At 40.4% G+C, this 15,195-nt stretch carries 14 protein-coding genes and 1 pseudogene; 3 read left to right on the forward strand and 12 right to left on the reverse strand.

Annotated elements, in window-relative coordinates; all coding sequences use genetic code 11:
• Positions 1 to 2 precede the first annotated feature (2 nt).
• Entirely contained in the window at positions 3 to 440 is a 438-nt protein-coding gene (fur, locus tag ACSC9N_RS13485; RefSeq protein ID WP_004694866.1) for a ferric iron uptake transcriptional regulator, read from the reverse strand.
• Positions 441 to 552: 112 nt separating this feature from the next.
• Between fur and ACSC9N_RS13490 the strand changes: the two genes are divergently transcribed.
• On the forward strand, positions 553 to 951 hold the full coding sequence (locus ACSC9N_RS13490; protein ID WP_004694868.1) for an outer membrane protein assembly factor BamE: 399 nt from the start codon (positions 553 to 555) through the stop codon (positions 949 to 951).
• 46 nt (positions 952 to 997) lie between these two features.
• Here the strand turns inward: ACSC9N_RS13490 and ACSC9N_RS13495 are convergent, their stop codons facing one another.
• The 3 genes from ACSC9N_RS13495 to ACSC9N_RS13505 form a co-directional block, all read right to left on the reverse strand.
• Complete coding sequence (locus tag ACSC9N_RS13495) at positions 998 to 1,321, reverse strand: RnfH family protein (RefSeq protein WP_010326018.1); 324 nt, start codon at positions 1,319 to 1,321, stop codon at positions 998 to 1,000.
• Positions 1,321 to 2,403 (reverse strand): membrane protein, encoded by a 1,083-nt coding sequence (locus tag ACSC9N_RS13500; protein WP_029574954.1) that lies wholly within the window; start codon positions 2,401 to 2,403, stop codon positions 1,321 to 1,323. Before ACSC9N_RS13500 ends, ACSC9N_RS13495 begins: the two co-directional genes overlap by 1 nt.
• A gap of 142 nt (positions 2,404 to 2,545) precedes the next feature.
• Positions 2,546 to 3,001 (reverse strand): bacteriohemerythrin, encoded by a 456-nt coding sequence (locus ACSC9N_RS13505; RefSeq protein ID WP_005400160.1) that lies wholly within the window; start codon positions 2,999 to 3,001, stop codon positions 2,546 to 2,548.
• A 299-nt stretch (positions 3,002 to 3,300) separates the two neighbouring features.
• Here ACSC9N_RS13505 and ACSC9N_RS13510 point away from each other — a divergent pair, with 299 nt between their 5' ends.
• Complete coding sequence (locus ACSC9N_RS13510; RefSeq protein WP_010326927.1) at positions 3,301 to 4,326, forward strand: IS30-like element ISAba125 family transposase; 1,026 nt, start codon at positions 3,301 to 3,303, stop codon at positions 4,324 to 4,326.
• Positions 4,327 to 4,683: 357 nt separating this feature from the next.
• Here ACSC9N_RS13510 and ACSC9N_RS13515 read toward each other — a convergent pair whose 3' ends face one another.
• Together ACSC9N_RS13515 and ACSC9N_RS13520 are read right to left on the reverse strand one after the other, a co-directional pair.
• On the reverse strand, positions 4,684 to 6,639 hold the full coding sequence (locus ACSC9N_RS13515; RefSeq protein ID WP_000693745.1) for an alkyl/aryl-sulfatase: 1,956 nt from the start codon (positions 6,637 to 6,639) through the stop codon (positions 4,684 to 4,686).
• An 81-nt stretch (positions 6,640 to 6,720) separates the two neighbouring features.
• Positions 6,721 to 6,981: pseudogene (locus ACSC9N_RS13520) on the reverse strand (integrase core domain-containing protein); the annotation flags it as partial.
• Between the two features lie 56 nt (positions 6,982 to 7,037).
• Here ACSC9N_RS13520 and ACSC9N_RS13525 point away from each other — a divergent pair.
• The gene (locus ACSC9N_RS13525; RefSeq protein WP_004994718.1) at positions 7,038 to 8,063 is read left to right on the forward strand and encodes an IS30-like element ISAba125 family transposase; all 1,026 of its coding nucleotides are present in this window, start codon (positions 7,038 to 7,040) and stop codon (positions 8,061 to 8,063) included.
• A 39-nt stretch (positions 8,064 to 8,102) separates the two neighbouring features.
• Here the strand turns inward: ACSC9N_RS13525 and ACSC9N_RS13530 are convergent, their stop codons facing one another.
• From ACSC9N_RS13530 to ACSC9N_RS13555, 6 genes are all read right to left on the reverse strand, one after another.
• The gene (locus ACSC9N_RS13530) at positions 8,103 to 8,951 is read right to left on the reverse strand and encodes a class II glutamine amidotransferase (protein ID WP_010326014.1); all 849 of its coding nucleotides are present in this window, start codon (positions 8,949 to 8,951) and stop codon (positions 8,103 to 8,105) included.
• 168 nt (positions 8,952 to 9,119) lie between these two features.
• Positions 9,120 to 10,022, reverse strand: coding sequence for an acetylglutamate kinase (argB, locus tag ACSC9N_RS13535; protein WP_004984290.1), 903 nt, complete (start codon positions 10,020 to 10,022; stop codon positions 9,120 to 9,122).
• Between the two features lie 10 nt (positions 10,023 to 10,032).
• The gene (locus ACSC9N_RS13540; RefSeq protein ID WP_010326013.1) at positions 10,033 to 11,460 is read right to left on the reverse strand and encodes a phosphomannomutase/phosphoglucomutase; all 1,428 of its coding nucleotides are present in this window, start codon (positions 11,458 to 11,460) and stop codon (positions 10,033 to 10,035) included.
• A 196-nt stretch (positions 11,461 to 11,656) separates the two neighbouring features.
• Positions 11,657 to 12,109, reverse strand: a complete 453-nt coding sequence (dut, locus tag ACSC9N_RS13545; RefSeq protein WP_004694889.1) for a dUTP diphosphatase — start codon at positions 12,107 to 12,109, stop codon at positions 11,657 to 11,659.
• A gap of 43 nt (positions 12,110 to 12,152) precedes the next feature.
• A complete protein-coding gene (locus ACSC9N_RS13550; RefSeq protein ID WP_004694892.1) occupies positions 12,153 to 14,192 on the reverse strand; it encodes a UvrD-helicase domain-containing protein in 2,040 nt (679 codons plus the stop codon).
• A gap of 126 nt (positions 14,193 to 14,318) precedes the next feature.
• On the reverse strand, positions 14,319 to 14,969 hold the full coding sequence (locus ACSC9N_RS13555; protein WP_010326012.1) for an OmpA family protein: 651 nt from the start codon (positions 14,967 to 14,969) through the stop codon (positions 14,319 to 14,321).
• Between the last annotated feature and the right edge of the window lie 226 nt (positions 14,970 to 15,195).

The following is a 15,195-nucleotide window of genomic DNA, read 5'->3' on the forward strand; positions in this document are numbered from 1 at the left end:
GATTACTTTTTACGAAGTGCTTCTTGGCACTCTGCAGCATCACAGTAACCGTATAGGTTTAGGGAGTGACCTGTTAAAGTAAAGCCATGCTTTTCAGCAACTTCGTGCTGCTCATGCTCAATCACTTCGTTGCTAAACTCAACCACTTTGTTGCAGTTTTGACAAACGATATGATCATGATGATCGTCTTGCATGATTTCGAAAACAGAATGGTTATTTTCAAAGTGATGGCGCTGAATAATGCCCGCTGCTTCAAACTGCGTTAACACGCGGTAAACAGTTGCTAAACCGACATCTTCACCTTGTTCAAGTAAAGTCTTATAAATATCTTCCGCACTTAAATGGTGTTGCTTTGAATTTTCTAGTAGTTCTAATATTTTAATTCGTGGAAGTGTAACTTTAAGTCCAGCTTTGCGTAGATCTTGATTTGAAATTGGCATGTAAAAAGGTCTCTCAACAAATTTAAAGTTAGAATATGCAACAAAGTGTAGATGCAGTATGATCTATCCGTGGCTCAATTGCATCATAATTAATTTGGGATAGTGTAGCAAAATGCAAAAAATCATGTTGGCGTTATTCGTCACTTCACTGCTCGCAGGCTGTTCGACCTTGGGCGTTTATAAAGTTGATATTCCTCAAGGTACGCCATTAACTCAAGCACAAGCGTCAAAAATACAAGTTGGCATGAGCCATCAACAAGTTCGCTTTTTGCTTGGCAGCCCGACAGTTTCAGATCCAATGAATCCGCTACGTTGGGACTACATCTACAATTATACCCCAGGAACGTATGCTAAAAAAGCCAAGATTCCTGCTGCACAAGGTCAACACCTGAAAGTCTATTTCGACCCAAACGGTATTGTGCAAAAAATTGAAGGCTTAGAAACCATTCCTGCATCTCAGCCGGGCTTACCAGCATCGAAAGAAGCGATTCTAAACGCGCCCCCACTATAAAGCCTTATTCTAAAAAAGAAACCCCTCAACTGAGGGGTTTTTCATATCATTTCGATTGTTTTAAGCGATTGCCTTTTGCAAAGCGACCCACAGGATTATTTTGTGCACGTATCCTTCGAATATCTTTAGGATTAATGCTCAAAGGTCGGTAAATTTCAACACGATCCCCTGCCTGTAAAACCTGTTGAAGGTCTTTCAAGCGGACACCAAAGATGCCCAATTGTAAAGGCTCAGGCAATTCAACCTGCGAACCTATGCCACTCAGCTGAATCGCATCCTGCGCCGTCATTCCTTCAGAAAATGGCACACTGATATGAAACTGCTGGTCTGCTGTTGCATAGGCAACCCAGACTTGTTGAAGCATGCGCATTAGATCAGTTTTCCAAGTACGGCTACAATGGCCAATACGATAGAAACGGGTAATACAACACGCACAGCAATGCGCCAAATATTATAAAAAGCTTCATTACTAAAGTTCATCGACTTACGTAAATGGCTAATTTTCATAATCCAACCAGCAAAAATGGCATAAATCAAACAAATCACTAAGCCCCACAACATCAGTAAAATGTTAAAGATCAGGCCAGTGGCTGGAATCAACCACACCAACGTTGCAGCCAGCAGCACGAGCCACTGAATCACAATATTTAACTGGCGCTGAGCCAACTGCTCACGTGCCATCTGTAACAGCACGGCTGCCGCTACAACTGCAGTTAAGGCAATCGCATACGCAGGTAATGCCGCTTGGACTGCAAAAAATGCAAAAGCAACCACCGCCAAAATTTGTGCAATCCAAATCGGTAAAACAGTCTTGCTTGCAGCATCTTGCTGTTGAACTTGTGCCAAACTGTTCTGCCAGTACAGGCCGAGTCCTAAACCGCTTGCCACCAAAGCCAATACCGTTGCACTGCCCCATTCTGAAAATTCAACCGGCGTCACTTGCCACTCAGCGGTTCCTGTACCAGAGAGGTTTGCAAGCACTAAGGAGATCAGCACACCGACCGCCGTTAACGCTAAGGTCAACAGACGTGGGGCAAAAGACAACGCAATCGCAACCACAGCCAAAGCAATAAAGATCACGGACGATGTCATATCGGCCAGTGCATATTGATTTAATAATTGCGCAGCATTAGACAACATGCCGCCCGCTAAAAAAGGAATAAAGACGACAGCAAGCCATCCAACAAGACGCCACGTCTGAGAAGCATCGGCATCACGCGTCAAACTCAACAAAGCATTCAATGCCGTGGTTTTTGAACGCTTGGCTAAGGCAATTTCTAAGTAACACACAGGTAAAGCCAAGATCACCATGGTCACTAACCAAAGTAACCAAAAGTCGAGCTGACGTTCAACCTGAATTCCCACCAAGGGTGCAAGTGTGGCAATGATAATAAATGATAAACAAAATGCCATCAGCGGCGATAACCATCGTGACAGAGCATTGTCTTGCATGATGCGTTCCTTCAATAAGTCTTGCGCTATTTTGCCTTGCTCGCTTATGAAAATCAAAAACAAAAAGCAAACCATCAAAACTGATGATTTGCTGCGCTAAATATAATTAAAATTTATTGTTTTTATCCCTCGTTTGGCTCACTTATGAAAAGAAACGAGCAAACCAATTTTTCCCTTTTTTCTTTTCTTTTTCTTTAATAATGCCCATCATATTTTCTTTTACGGCACCGACATAATCTGCATCATCATGCTGGATATGGTTAATCAGCCATTTCGACAACACTTCATGCAGCTCAGCTTCGATTGAATGACCCAGCTCAAAACGGTCACGATAAGATTCAATTTTTTTAATAAATAAATCATGTACACGTTTGTGTGGCACACGATATTTATAACCTGCTTCTTCTTGGAGAGACTCTTCAAAAGTGAAGTGAGACTGTGTGTAATCAATAATATTTTCTAAAATCTGTTTCACGCGTTCACGGTCAGTATTGACATCAATCGCATCAATTTCATTGATATAATCAAGAATACGACGGTGTTGATCGTCAATCACATCGATACCAGTATTATATTCTGGAACCCACTTCATTATCATTCCGACCACCCAATAAAAATTAATAGATTAATTACATGAATTAATCATATCGATTAGAATTAAAAATAAAAGTGAATCAAATTGGTTGGTTTTATACTATTTTCATTAAATTAAACTTAAGTATTTATTTTAAATAAGTAAATAAATTTAAATCCGACCAAAAGAATCAGTTATTATTTAATCAATTTTATTATTTTATAAGTATGTACCAAAATAAAAGCATGTTTTATTTTATTATAAACATGGGCAGAGTAAAACTTGAAGTGCGACATAAACCACCTAATTAATTTAAAGGGTTTATGGAGTATATAAAATTGTCATACCATCATCTTAACTTTGAAGATCGTACTGCATTAATGCTTGAGTCAAGAAAAGAAGGCTTTTCAGCCAGAAAATTTGCTGAACTTATTAAAAGACATCCTAGTACGATCTATCGTGAGCTTAAAAGAAATAGCATCAATGACGTTTATCAAGCTCGATATGCTTCTGATAACACTTTTGCTAGACGTAGACGTGGTCACAGAAAACTCAAAATCGATTCAATCCTCTGGAAATTTATTGTTGAAGCGATCCGTTGTTTATGGTCTCCTCAGCAAATAGCAAAGCGTTTAAAGACATTTCCTGATTTGGATCAAACAATGAATGTAAGCCATACAACGATTTATTCAACGATACGAGCATTACCCAAGGGTGAGTTGAAAAAAGACTTATTATCCTGTCTACGTCATGAAAATAAAAAGCGAAAAGCTAACGGTGAACCTAAAAAAGATTCTATATTACAGGATATTAAAACTATTCATGAGCGCCCAGCCGAAGTTCAAGAAAGAAAAATACCGGGTCATTGGGAAGCTGATTTAATTAAAGGTAAAGACAATAAAAGTTCGATAGCAACACTTATTGAACGAAATACACGGCTCTGTATCTTGGCAACATTACCTGATGCAAAGGCAGAATCAGTGCGCAAGGCTTTAACTGAAGCTCTGAAATATTTACCTGCAGAACTGCGTAAAACGTTGACCTATGACCGTGGACGCGAGATGGCAGAACATAAAATACTTGAAGAAGATTTAGGCATAGATGTATATTTCTGTGACCCACATTCACCCTGGCAAAAAGGCACATGCGAAAATATGAATGGTTTAATTAGGCAATATTTACCTAAAGGGATTGATTTAAATCAGGCAGATCAGCATTATTTAAATCAAGTTGCCATGTCACTGAATACTCGTCCTAGAAAAGCGTTAGATTGGCTTACACCATTAGAGAAATTTGCTCAGCTTGTTGATTATCATAAGACTTTTCAAACTGTCGCACCTCATGTTTGAATTCGCCCTAATATAAAAGCTTATTTTCAATAAAAAACACATCATAATACCCCCTTGCCTTTTAACCACAAAAATATTGAAGTTATTATTTAGAAGCAATTAATAGAAAAATAAACAAATCTTTTTTAAACAAGCTACTAATAAAAATATCTCCATCGAAAATAAAGTATAAAAATTCAAAAACCATTTAATAAAGTATCAATAGAGTTAAAATACATATAGCTTACTTTTAATTTTAAAGAGGAATACAAGAAATAATTTCTTGTATTCCTGTTATAAGATTGGGAGAACCAAGTTGATAATTTCACCCATTTCTTTGGATCTATTAATTTAAGTTTCGACTTTACTTATTTGAGCTTAGCCATTTGGTCGAGTCACAATCGGGAAAATTGAATCTGGACGTTTAAACATTGCAAAGAATTTTCCAATTTTCAGTGGATTACCTTTGACTTTACTGTCTTTAGAAAGCAGGACTTTTACCCCTTCTATTTGACCTGTAATCATTTTTAGATATAAGGGCTTGGTTAAGGTTAATGTAGGGCAATCCAATGCCAAATCTTTACTTTCATCATAACGCTTAAACTGCATGACTGAGTTTTCAACCCATAATGAAAAATGCTCTTTGGTATCCGACAAAACCAGATTGATACACTGGTTTTCATTTTTTAAATTTTCCACATCTAAATTTGTCGCCATAGCTTCAAGAAATCTTTCAGTTGGTGTATGAATCAATAAATCACTCGGATCAGAAGTATTTTGTAGGGGTACATTATTTTGTAGCTCTTGAGCGCCCACCAAAAAGAAATTACGCCAAGTTGAAGCCTCAGCAGCATAGCCCAATTGACGATAAGTATTCGCCAATAAGTCTTTTGCTTGTTGGTTTTGAGGGTTATTCAACACAATATGTTTTAAAATCTCGGCAGCCCATCTATAGTCAGCTTGAGCGTAGGCATCCCGCGCATTTTTCAATGCATTGTTCTCCCCACCTGCTAACTCAATATATTTTTTTGCAACAGCTTTAGGGGGTAATGGATCTAAATTGGAAGGATGGGCATCGAACCATCCCATATAATATTGGTATACTGCTTTTACATTATGTTTTAGGGTTCCATAATAGCCATGAGCATATAGTTTTTGATCAAGTGCCGCTGGAAGCTTAATTTTTTCGGCAATTTCAGCGCCATTAAAACCAGAGTTCATATATCTCACCGTCTGATCATGCGTGAACTTATAAACATCTCGCTGGGTTTTAATAAAATCTTGAATATTGTCATTGCCCCAGACAGGCCAATGATGCTGTGCAATCAATACATCGGATGCTTTGGCATGCTGCATTGCTTGGTCTAGATAGCCCACCCATTTTAAGGCATCACGGACTTTAGCACCCCGAAGGGTATAAAGATTATGCATGGTATGAGATAGAATTTCTGCGCCGTTATAAAGTTTCAATGATGGGATAGAGAACGTTAATTCTGCTGGTGCTTCTGAACCCGGCACGTTATAAAACACAAAATCCAAGCCATCAACCGTCATTTTCTGTTCTGGTTGAGTGATCAGTTGTGTAGGCTCAAGGATGCCCATTTTTCCCACAGCAACAGCCTTACCTAAACCTGTATCCACCAATCCTTCCGCATTTTTAGGTAGAAAAGTTCCATACATATAAGTCGCACGACGTATCATGGCTGAACCTGCCATCACATTTTCACTGGTCGCTTCTTCCATAAAGCCTTTTGGCGCAATAATTGGAGTTTTTCTAGCGTTAATTTCTTCGCTAGAAAGAACGCCTAATGCACCACCAAAATGATCGATATGGCTATGGGTAAAGATAATGGCTGAAATTTTTTGCTCACCTAAATGCTGTCTAGCAAATTTAAGTGCTGCTTCAGCCGTTTCTTTAGAGGTTAATGTATCCACAATAATCCAGCCAGTATCACCCTGAATGATGGTCATATTTGCCAAATCAAAACCACGAATTTGCCAAACTCGATCTGTTACTTTAAATAGCCCAACATTGTTGTTTAATTTTGCTTGTCGCCATAGAGTGGGATTAACGGTATTTGGTGCTTGATCTTGTAAAAAACTAAATGCATCAAAATCCCAGATAACATTGCCTTTCTCACTTTTAATTTGACCTGTTGGCTTGGCAATAAAGCCCTTTTGAGCCTGATTAAACTCAGTCATATCCTCTAAGTTATACTTCGCCTTATATGTATTATTTGATTCAATGACCGCTTTTTCTACTACAGTATTTGCTGCAAAAACAGAAAATGGCAGAATAAGCATCAATGAAACTGTTAAAAACTTAATTTTCATCTTCTTTCCTTTTTTTAAATAGAGGTGGTCCCACATGTTTGAACAACTAAAAGCTTATTTATAAGTGATACTCTGCTCTAGTTAAGCTACCTTATTTTGTTGTGGTAGCTGGTCATAGTAAAACTCATCTGGAGTCATTTTGTCCAGACTCGAATGAGGTCGTTTCAAATTATAAAATTCAAAATATGCGTTTAATTGCTTCTTCGCATCCAAAACATTGCTGTAGGCTTTGAGATACACCTCTTCATATTTAACGCTCCGCCATAATCGTTCAACCATCACATTATCAACCCATCGACCTTTACCATCCATGCTGATTTGGATGTCATTTGATTTCAATACATGGCAGAGTAAAACTTGAAGTGCGACATAAACCACCTAATTAATTTAAAGGGTTTATGGAGTATATAAAATTGTCATACCATCATCTTAACTTTGAAGATCGTACTGCATTAATGCTTGAGTCAAGAAAAGAAGGCTTTTCAGCCAGAAAATTTGCTGAACTCATTAAAAGACATCCTAGTACGATCTATCGTGAGCTTAAAAGAAATAGCATCAATGACGTTTATCAAGCTCGATATGCTTCTGATAACACCTTCGCTAGACGTAGACGTGGTCACAGAAAACTCAAAATCGATTCAATCCTCTGGAAATTTATTGTTGAAGCGATCCGTTGTTTATGGTCTCCTCAGCAAATAGCAAAGCGTTTAAAGACATTTCCTGATTTGGATCAAACAATGAATGTAAGCCATACAACGATTTATTCAACGATACGAGCATTACCCAAGGGTGAGTTGAAAAAAGACTTATTATCCTGTCTGCGTCATGAAAATAAAAAGCGAAAAGCTAACGGTGAACCTAAAAAAGATTCTATATTACAGGATATTAAAACTATTCATGAGCGCCCAGCCGAAGTTCAAGAAAGAAAAATACCGGGTCATTGGGAAGCTGATTTAATTAAAGGTAAAGACAATAAAAGTTCGATAGCAACACTTATTGAACGAAATACACGGCTCTGTATCTTGGCAACATTACCTGATGCAAAGGCAGAATCAGTGCGCAAGGCTTTAACTGAAGCTCTGAAATATTTACCTGCAGAACTGCGTAAAACGTTGACCTATGACCGTGGACGCGAGATGTCAGAACATAAAATACTCGAAGAAGATTTAGGCATAGATGTATATTTCTGTGACCCACATTCACCTTGGCAAAAAGGCACATGCGAAAATATGAATGGTTTAATTAGGCAATATTTACCTAAAGGGATTGATTTAAATCAGGCAGATCAGCATTATTTAAATCAAGTTGCCATGTCACTGAATACTCGTCCTAGAAAGGCGTTAGATTGGCTTACACCATTAGAGAAATTTGCTCAGCTTGTTGATTATCATATGGCTTTTGAAACTGTCGCACCTCATGTTTGAATTCGCCATGCTTTTATATTCCAATCATTTTGAAATAAATTAATATTGATCCGCTTTAGTAACGCGTTTTAAAGACGGATCTTTGGCTTCTCGGATTAAACGTTCCACATGGGTCATTTGGTGGCGTATCGCTTTGCCATATTGAAATAAAATCATTTCCCCTGGTGCAAAGGCTGTCCACGCTTCATTTTGAGTCAACGGTTCGGTAGTAATCACGGCCACGCGATCCTCTGCGGTAGTCACTTGACTAAAATCGACTTCAACATCAATGTCGATCAGCTGCGCAGGTTTAAATGGGTACTCACGCACCAACCAATGCAGTTTGGTAATGGCATAACTAAACAAGGCTTGTCCATTCGATAAACAAAAATTGAACGTGCCATGCTCCGCAATCCGTGGAGAAATATCCGTTAATAAATCAAAAACTTGATCTAGACTTGGCTCGATATAGCCAAACTTGTTCACCAGCTGATCAAGTAAATAGCAAAATGCACGTTCACTGTCGGTATTGCCAACTGGGGTAAAGCGTCCTGAAAGTACAGGATCAAAGTCATGCAAATCGCCATTATGCGCAAAAATCCACTGTCGCCCCCATAGCTCACGGCTAAATGGATGTGAGTTTTCTAAGTTAATTTTTCCCTGCGTCGCTTTGCGGATATGGGCAATCACATTGCGTGATTTGATCGGATAGTTCCGAATTAATTCAGCAATCGGCGACTCAACTGCAGATTGATTGTCAACGAATAAACGGCAGGCTTTATCCTCAAAAAAAGCTATCCCGAAACCGTCACAATGGTCTGAAGTAATCCCCGCGCGCTGTGAAAAGCCTCGAAATGAAAAGGTAATATCAGTCGGTGTTGCACAGTTCATTCCGAGCAGTTGGCACATAATCTTGATCTTATTTAAACATATTTATTTATGATGGTTTTATTGTGCATGAGTCCTGACTGGCTTGCAATTCACAATGCTTCATAACCCGAACACATTCACGCATAAAACTATTTTTATAAAATGCATAGGCCTAAAAAAAGCCTCCGAAGAGGCTTTTTTAAAATGCTAGTGTTTATTACTGCGATTGGTAATTAATGTACCGACACCATGATCGGTGAAAATCTCCAACAACGTTGCATGTGGCACACGACCATCCACAATATGCGCGCTTACCACACCACCTTTCACCGCATCTAGAGCACAACCCACTTTCGGAATCATCCCGCCGTAAATCACGCCCGTTTCAATGAGACGGTCAACTTCTTGGGTGGTTAGACCCGTGAGCAGGTTTTTATTTTCATCTAAAACACCTGAAATATTGGTCAACAAAATCAGCTTTTCAGCACCTAAAGCTTCAGCCACTTTTCCAGCCACCAAATCCGCGTTGATGTTATAAGTATTGCCCTCTTCATCCACACCTAAAGGTGCAATCACAGGAATAAAATCACCACTGGTAAACATTTCCAATACATCGGTTTTAACACTGGTCACTTCGCCCACTAGGCCTAGATCAATTTTTTGTACCGTGCCATCTTCCGCAGTTTTTTCCATCAGTAACTTTTGTGCACGCAGTAAATTACCATCTTTACCCGTTAAACCAATGGCACGACCGCCATGTTGGTTAATCAAGTTCACGATAGATTTATTCACACTACCGCCCAACACCATTTCAACCACTTCCATGGTCGCTGGATCGGTCACTCGCATACCATCAATACGATCCGACTCACGCCCCAATTGCTTTAAAAACGAATCCACTTGTGGACCGCCGCCATGCACCACGATTGGATTTAAACCGACGGTTTTTAACAAAACGATGTCACGTGCAAACGAGCTCTCAAGCTCAGGATCGGTCATTGCATTGCCACCATATTTCACTACTAGCGTTTTTCCAGCAAAACGTTGAATATACGGCAAAGCTTCAGTCAGGACTTGTGCTTTGTCGAGGCCAGTATGTTGATGTGGCATGTGCCTCTCCTTAATGGGCGTCTAATAGGTCTTGTGCAATCTGCGGATAATCTGCCGTCAGCATGTGCACAAAGTTATGGCGAATTTGATGGAGCCGCTGATCACTGTCCGCGTCGAAACGCACGGTAAAATACTCGCCCGTATTCGATGCTCGAATAATGCCAAATCCATCCTCAAAATCAAGTCTTACGCCATCAATTTTACTCATTTCTGCTTGAAAGTGCTGACTTTGTTTTTCCACATTCGCTAAAACCAGCGCGGGTGAAATCTGATGGGTGCTGATATAAATATCCTCTGTACTGGCACGTTCTGGGTAGTCTGCCAGTGCTTCGGACAAAGTGCATTGCTTCAAACTTAAGTATTCCAGCACACGTAGTGCGGCATATAAACCATCGTCATAACCAAAGCCACGACCATCATTAAATACATAATGCCCTGCATATTCACCGCCAAAAACCGCATGCCCTTCAGATTGCGCCAAATATTTCCGCAAAAAAGAACTACCTGTGCGAATCATTTTTGGAATACCGTGATGGGCCAATACTGTATTTCGAACCATGGTGGAACATTTCACATCAAAAACCACTTCATGTGCTGGATGATCAGCCAAACACATGTGCGCAAACAAGGACAATAAACGGTCTGCTGAAATGATTACGCCCTTTTCATCAATCAATACAACACGGTCACCATCCCCATCAAAGGCAATACCGATATCGGCATGCTGCTGTTGCACGGCGTTTCGTAGTAGATCTAGATGTTTGGCTTGAGATGGATCGGGGGCATGTTCAGGAAATTCACCATTGGCCTCACAGCGTAAAGCATGCACCTCACAGCCGAGTTTCTTTAAGACCAAAACGGCACAACGCCCCGCTGAACCGTATAAACCATCCACCACGACTTTATAGGGTCGCGGTTGAGGCATGAGCTGTATATCATTGAGCAATGCCGCCTGATAAGCCAGACAATATTCAGGCACGATCTGATGTGGCAACGTTTGCCAGTTCATCTCTGCATGGCTGTCAAAATATTCATTTGCATCGCGTGCCACCTGTTGGATTGCCTCAGGTAAAGGAGGCTCACCCTGCATAATCCATTTGATCCCATTATCCGACTTCGGATTGTGGCTGGCTGTCACCATAATGCCATTGCCGTCGAACTGACGTGCCGTGTAATACAACACAGGACTAGCACAACATCCGATGATTTGCGCATCTAAGCCCTGTTTAAGACATTCTTTGTAAATAATTTCTGCAAAAGCAGGACTGCTTTGTCTAGCATCATAACCAATGGCTAAACGTGTCTGCCCAGTCTTTAAATATTGAGTTGCGAGCGCTTGTGTAATGGCACGAATCAGCTCAGCACTCATAACATCCAATTTGCCACGGATGTCATAGGCACGAAAAATATGTGCAGGAAATTTTGGCTGAAAATCCATAGGTCTAACTTCTAATTTATTCAGATCAACAGCTCTTTCAGCTGTCCTTGTTGTTATGCTTAACGCTGGGTTTAATTTTACTAAGGATTCAAAAAAGAGTTGTAACTTTTTATGAACTAAAAATGATCATTCAGCATTAAAACAACAAAGCCTCTTTCAAGGAGAGGCTTTGTTGTTTTACTTTATCACTGAGAGATTAGTTTTGACCAGTATGTCCGAAACCACCTGCACCACGTTCTGTCGCTTCAAATTCATTTACAATATCGAACTGGGCTTGAATCACAGGTACGAGTACATACTGTGCAAGACGTTCACCTGGCTCTAAACTGAAAGCTGTTTGGCTACGGTTCCAAACCGACACCATCAATTCACCTTGATAGTCCGAATCAATTAAACCCACCAAGTTACCCAAAACAATGCCGTGCTTATGACCTAGGCCTGAACGCGGTAAAATTAAACCAGCAAAGTGTGGGTCTTCAATATAAATAGATAAACCTGTTTTGACCAAAACAGTTTGTCCCGGTTCGATGACGGTCGCAGCATCGACACATGCACGAAGGTCTAAGCCTGCTGAACCCGTTGTCGCATAGGTTGGCATTGGCCATTCATTGCCTAAACGTGAATCCAACACTTTAACCTGAACTTTCATTCTCTTTTTCCTAGTACAATAAATTTCTAAAATAAAAAAATATTTAGCGCTTAATCAATGCACGTAAATTATCTAAATAATGCTGCGCTTGTAATTTCGGATCGACATTGCCCGCCAGTTTCTTTTTACGCCCCAGCCATTCCAACTCATCTTGCGGCAACTCATCCAAGAAACGACTTGGTGTCATTTGCTTCATTTGACCGCCCGCCTTACGTTGTTCTGCAAGCGTGATGGTTAAACCCTGACGCGCACGGGTAATGCCCACGTACATCAGGCGACGCTCTTCCTCAACCGTATCTGCGGCAATCGAGTTTTTATGCGGCAGTAACTCTTCCTCAAGACCGATCAGATAGACATATGGAAACTCAAGCCCTTTGGATGCATGCAGCGTGAGCAGGTTTACTTTGTCAGTGTCTTCTTCTTCTTGCTGCTGCTCTAACATATCCAGCAACACCATTTTACGAATTACACTTTCAATGTTTTTCTCATCAACATCTTCAGCACGGTTAATCAAACTTTGAATACTGCTATACAACACTTCAATATTATCCAGCTTGGTTTTTTCTTGCGCAGGCGTCGCCGCAGACTCTTTGACATAGTCGATATAACCCGCTTCAACCATCATCTTGCGAATAATCGGTACAGGTTCATCATCCTCAAGCAACTCACGGGTAAAGGTGGTAATAAAGTCTGCAAACTCCGCCAACTGCGTGGTGGCTTTTTTAGGAATCACCATGGTGAGACGTTGATCACCCGCTGCAGAGAGCAAAGACAAATGATTTTCTTGTGCAAACAGACCCAGCTTTTCTAAAGTCACAGGCCCAATGGCACGTTTAGGTGTATTGATAATTCGCAAAAATGCACTGTCATCTTCAGGATTAATAATGACGCGCAAATAACTCATCACGTCTTTGATTTCAGCTCGTCCGAAGAACGACTGACCACCTGATAATTTGTACGGAATCTGCATTTGACGCAGTTGTGTTTCCAGTGCACGTGCTTGAAAATTACCCCGATACAAAATGGCGTAATCTTTCCAATTTTTACCATTCATCAGTTTATGCGTAATTAAGTCTTTTACTACACGTTCTGACTCATCGTCATCATTGCGGCACGTAATCACTCGAATTACTTCACCATGACCTTTATCTGACCACAGTTTTTTATCAAAAATATGTGGATTGTTACCAATCACAGTATTGGCCGCTTTTAAAATACGACTGGTCGAACGATAGTTCTGTTCGAGTTTAATCACTTTTAAATTGTGAAAATCTTCATTCAGCAAAGCCATGTTTTCAGGCTTGGCACCACGCCATGCGTAGATCGATTGGTCATCATCACCCACCGCAGTGAACTGTCCCATCACCCCGACCAGCAATTTCACCAAAATATACTGTGCGGTGTTGGTGTCTTGATACTCATCGACCAATAAATAGCGAATACGGTTTTGCCAGCGCTCACGTACTTCTGCATTTTCTTGTAAAAGACGCGTCGGCATCACAATTAGGTCATCAAAATCGACCGCATTATAGGCACGTAAATTACGCTCATACAGTTGATACAAGTGCGCAAACTGAACATCTTCTGCGGTTTCACAGGTGGTGTGTGCTTGCTCAGGTGGAATCAGATCGTTTTTCCAATCTGAAATCATCTTCATGGCTTTGGCAATCAGTTCTTTACTTTCCGCACCGGATAAATTGTCACGGTGCATCAAGTCCATCAAAATACGCTTACAGTCGTCCGCATCCAAAATAGAAAAATTATTTTTTAATGGTGTGTGTTTCAGCTCTAAACGCAGCATGTTTAGGCCAAAGGTGTGGAAGGTCGAGACTGAAAGCCCTTTTGCCTCTTCACGTGACAGCAGCTTGGTGACACGTTCTTTCATTTCGCGTGCTGCTTTGTTGGTAAACGTCATCGCGGTAATACGATAAGCAGGAATGCCGCAGTGTTTCACCAAGTAGGCAATCTTACGGGTAATCACCGAAGTTTTACCTGAACCAGCCCCTGCAAGTACTAACAAGGGTCCTTGAGTGTATTTCATGGCTTCAAGTTGCTTGTCATTTAATTGACTTGCCAGTGACATAGTCTTTCCTCTATTTCATTCCGAGCTCGATTATAGTCATCTCCGCTACAGATGCATAATGCAAATTCATATTTTAACAGTCATAAAAAAACCACCCGAAGGTGGTTTTTCAGTCTTCAATAAAAATTATTGAATTGCATAGATGCTGATTTCTACACGACGGTTTTGCTCACGGCCTTCAGCAGTCGCGTTAGATGCGATTGGGTTTGCTGAACCTTGACCTTGTGCATTAATACGTGTTGTAGAAACACCTTGAGATGCCAAGTAACTTGCTACAGATTGCGCACGCGCTTGAGACAGAGGAATATTGATTGAATCATTACCTGTACTGTCTGTATAACCTGTTACAAGTATACCGCTCTTGTTATCTTCAGTTAAGGTTTGCGCAACTTTATTTAAAGTTGAGTAGAAGTTCGGCTTGATGTTTGATTTGTTGGTATCAAAAGTGATGTTACCTGGCATAACCAAACCTACAGAACCATCTGGATTACGTTTAACTTCTACACCAGTACCCGCCATTTGTTGACGAAGTTTCTTCTCTTTGTTGTCAAGGTAAACACCAGTTGCACCACCGACAACTGCGCCAATCGCTGCAGCACGGTTGTTTTGACGACTCGTGTTTGCGTTTCCTTTAGAAATACCATAACCCGCAGCAGCACCAATTAAGGTCCCTAGAGCAGCTTTATCGTATTCCACACCACCAGTGTTATTACCAGTGCTTTGACAACCTGTAAGAACCATTGCCCCAACGACTGCGGAAATTGCTAGTGCACGCATCGCATGCCTCCTTCTTTGTGTGTTTTGTTTATAGACCGAATATTGTCGTAAAACGATGATCTAGACCATTGATTTTTTGTTAACAATAAAGCCTTTATTTACAATATGTAATAAAAAATTTCCTTTTCAAGGCATTCTTCGTCACAATTTCTACACAGTTAATGCTTGGTGCTTTTCTATTTGATCATCCCGTACTATATTGAGCTTTAGAAATAGAACGAGTTGC

It is taken from the genome of Acinetobacter sp. PC34 (assembly GCF_051789135.1).
GTDB classification, from domain to species: Bacteria; Pseudomonadota; Gammaproteobacteria; order Pseudomonadales; family Moraxellaceae; genus Acinetobacter; species Acinetobacter johnsonii.

What these genes read in the sequence shown, in the direction of transcription:
- ACSC9N_RS13550 (WP_004694892.1), bottom strand. Translation starts at nt 14,192, where the DNA reads ATGTCACTGGCAAGTCAATTAAATGACAAGCAACTTGAAGCCATGAAA.
- ACSC9N_RS13540 (WP_010326013.1), bottom strand. Translation starts at nt 11,460, where the DNA reads ATGGATTTTCAGCCAAAATTTCCTGCACATATTTTTCGTGCCTATGAC.
- ACSC9N_RS13495 (WP_010326018.1), bottom strand. Translation starts at nt 1,321, where the DNA reads ATGCGCATGCTTCAACAAGTCTGGGTTGCCTATGCAACAGCAGACCAG.
- ACSC9N_RS13510 (WP_010326927.1), top strand. Translation starts at nt 3,301, where the DNA reads ATGGAGTATATAAAATTGTCATACCATCATCTTAACTTTGAAGATCGT.
- ACSC9N_RS13530 (WP_010326014.1), bottom strand. Translation starts at nt 8,951, where the DNA reads ATGTGCCAACTGCTCGGAATGAACTGTGCAACACCGACTGATATTACC.
- dut (WP_004694889.1), bottom strand. Translation starts at nt 12,109, where the DNA reads ATGAAAGTTCAGGTTAAAGTGTTGGATTCACGTTTAGGCAATGAATGG.
- ACSC9N_RS13505 (WP_005400160.1), bottom strand. Translation starts at nt 3,001, where the DNA reads ATGATAATGAAGTGGGTTCCAGAATATAATACTGGTATCGATGTGATT.
- fur (WP_004694866.1), bottom strand. Translation starts at nt 440, where the DNA reads ATGCCAATTTCAAATCAAGATCTACGCAAAGCTGGACTTAAAGTTACA.
- argB (WP_004984290.1), bottom strand. Translation starts at nt 10,022, where the DNA reads ATGCCACATCAACATACTGGCCTCGACAAAGCACAAGTCCTGACTGAA.
- ACSC9N_RS13500 (WP_029574954.1), bottom strand. Translation starts at nt 2,403, where the DNA reads ATGCAAGACAATGCTCTGTCACGATGGTTATCGCCGCTGATGGCATTT.
- ACSC9N_RS13555 (WP_010326012.1), bottom strand. Translation starts at nt 14,969, where the DNA reads ATGCGTGCACTAGCAATTTCCGCAGTCGTTGGGGCAATGGTTCTTACA.
- ACSC9N_RS13515 (WP_000693745.1), bottom strand. Translation starts at nt 6,639, where the DNA reads ATGAAAATTAAGTTTTTAACAGTTTCATTGATGCTTATTCTGCCATTT.
- ACSC9N_RS13525 (WP_004994718.1), top strand. Translation starts at nt 7,038, where the DNA reads ATGGAGTATATAAAATTGTCATACCATCATCTTAACTTTGAAGATCGT.
- ACSC9N_RS13490 (WP_004694868.1), top strand. Translation starts at nt 553, where the DNA reads ATGCAAAAAATCATGTTGGCGTTATTCGTCACTTCACTGCTCGCAGGC.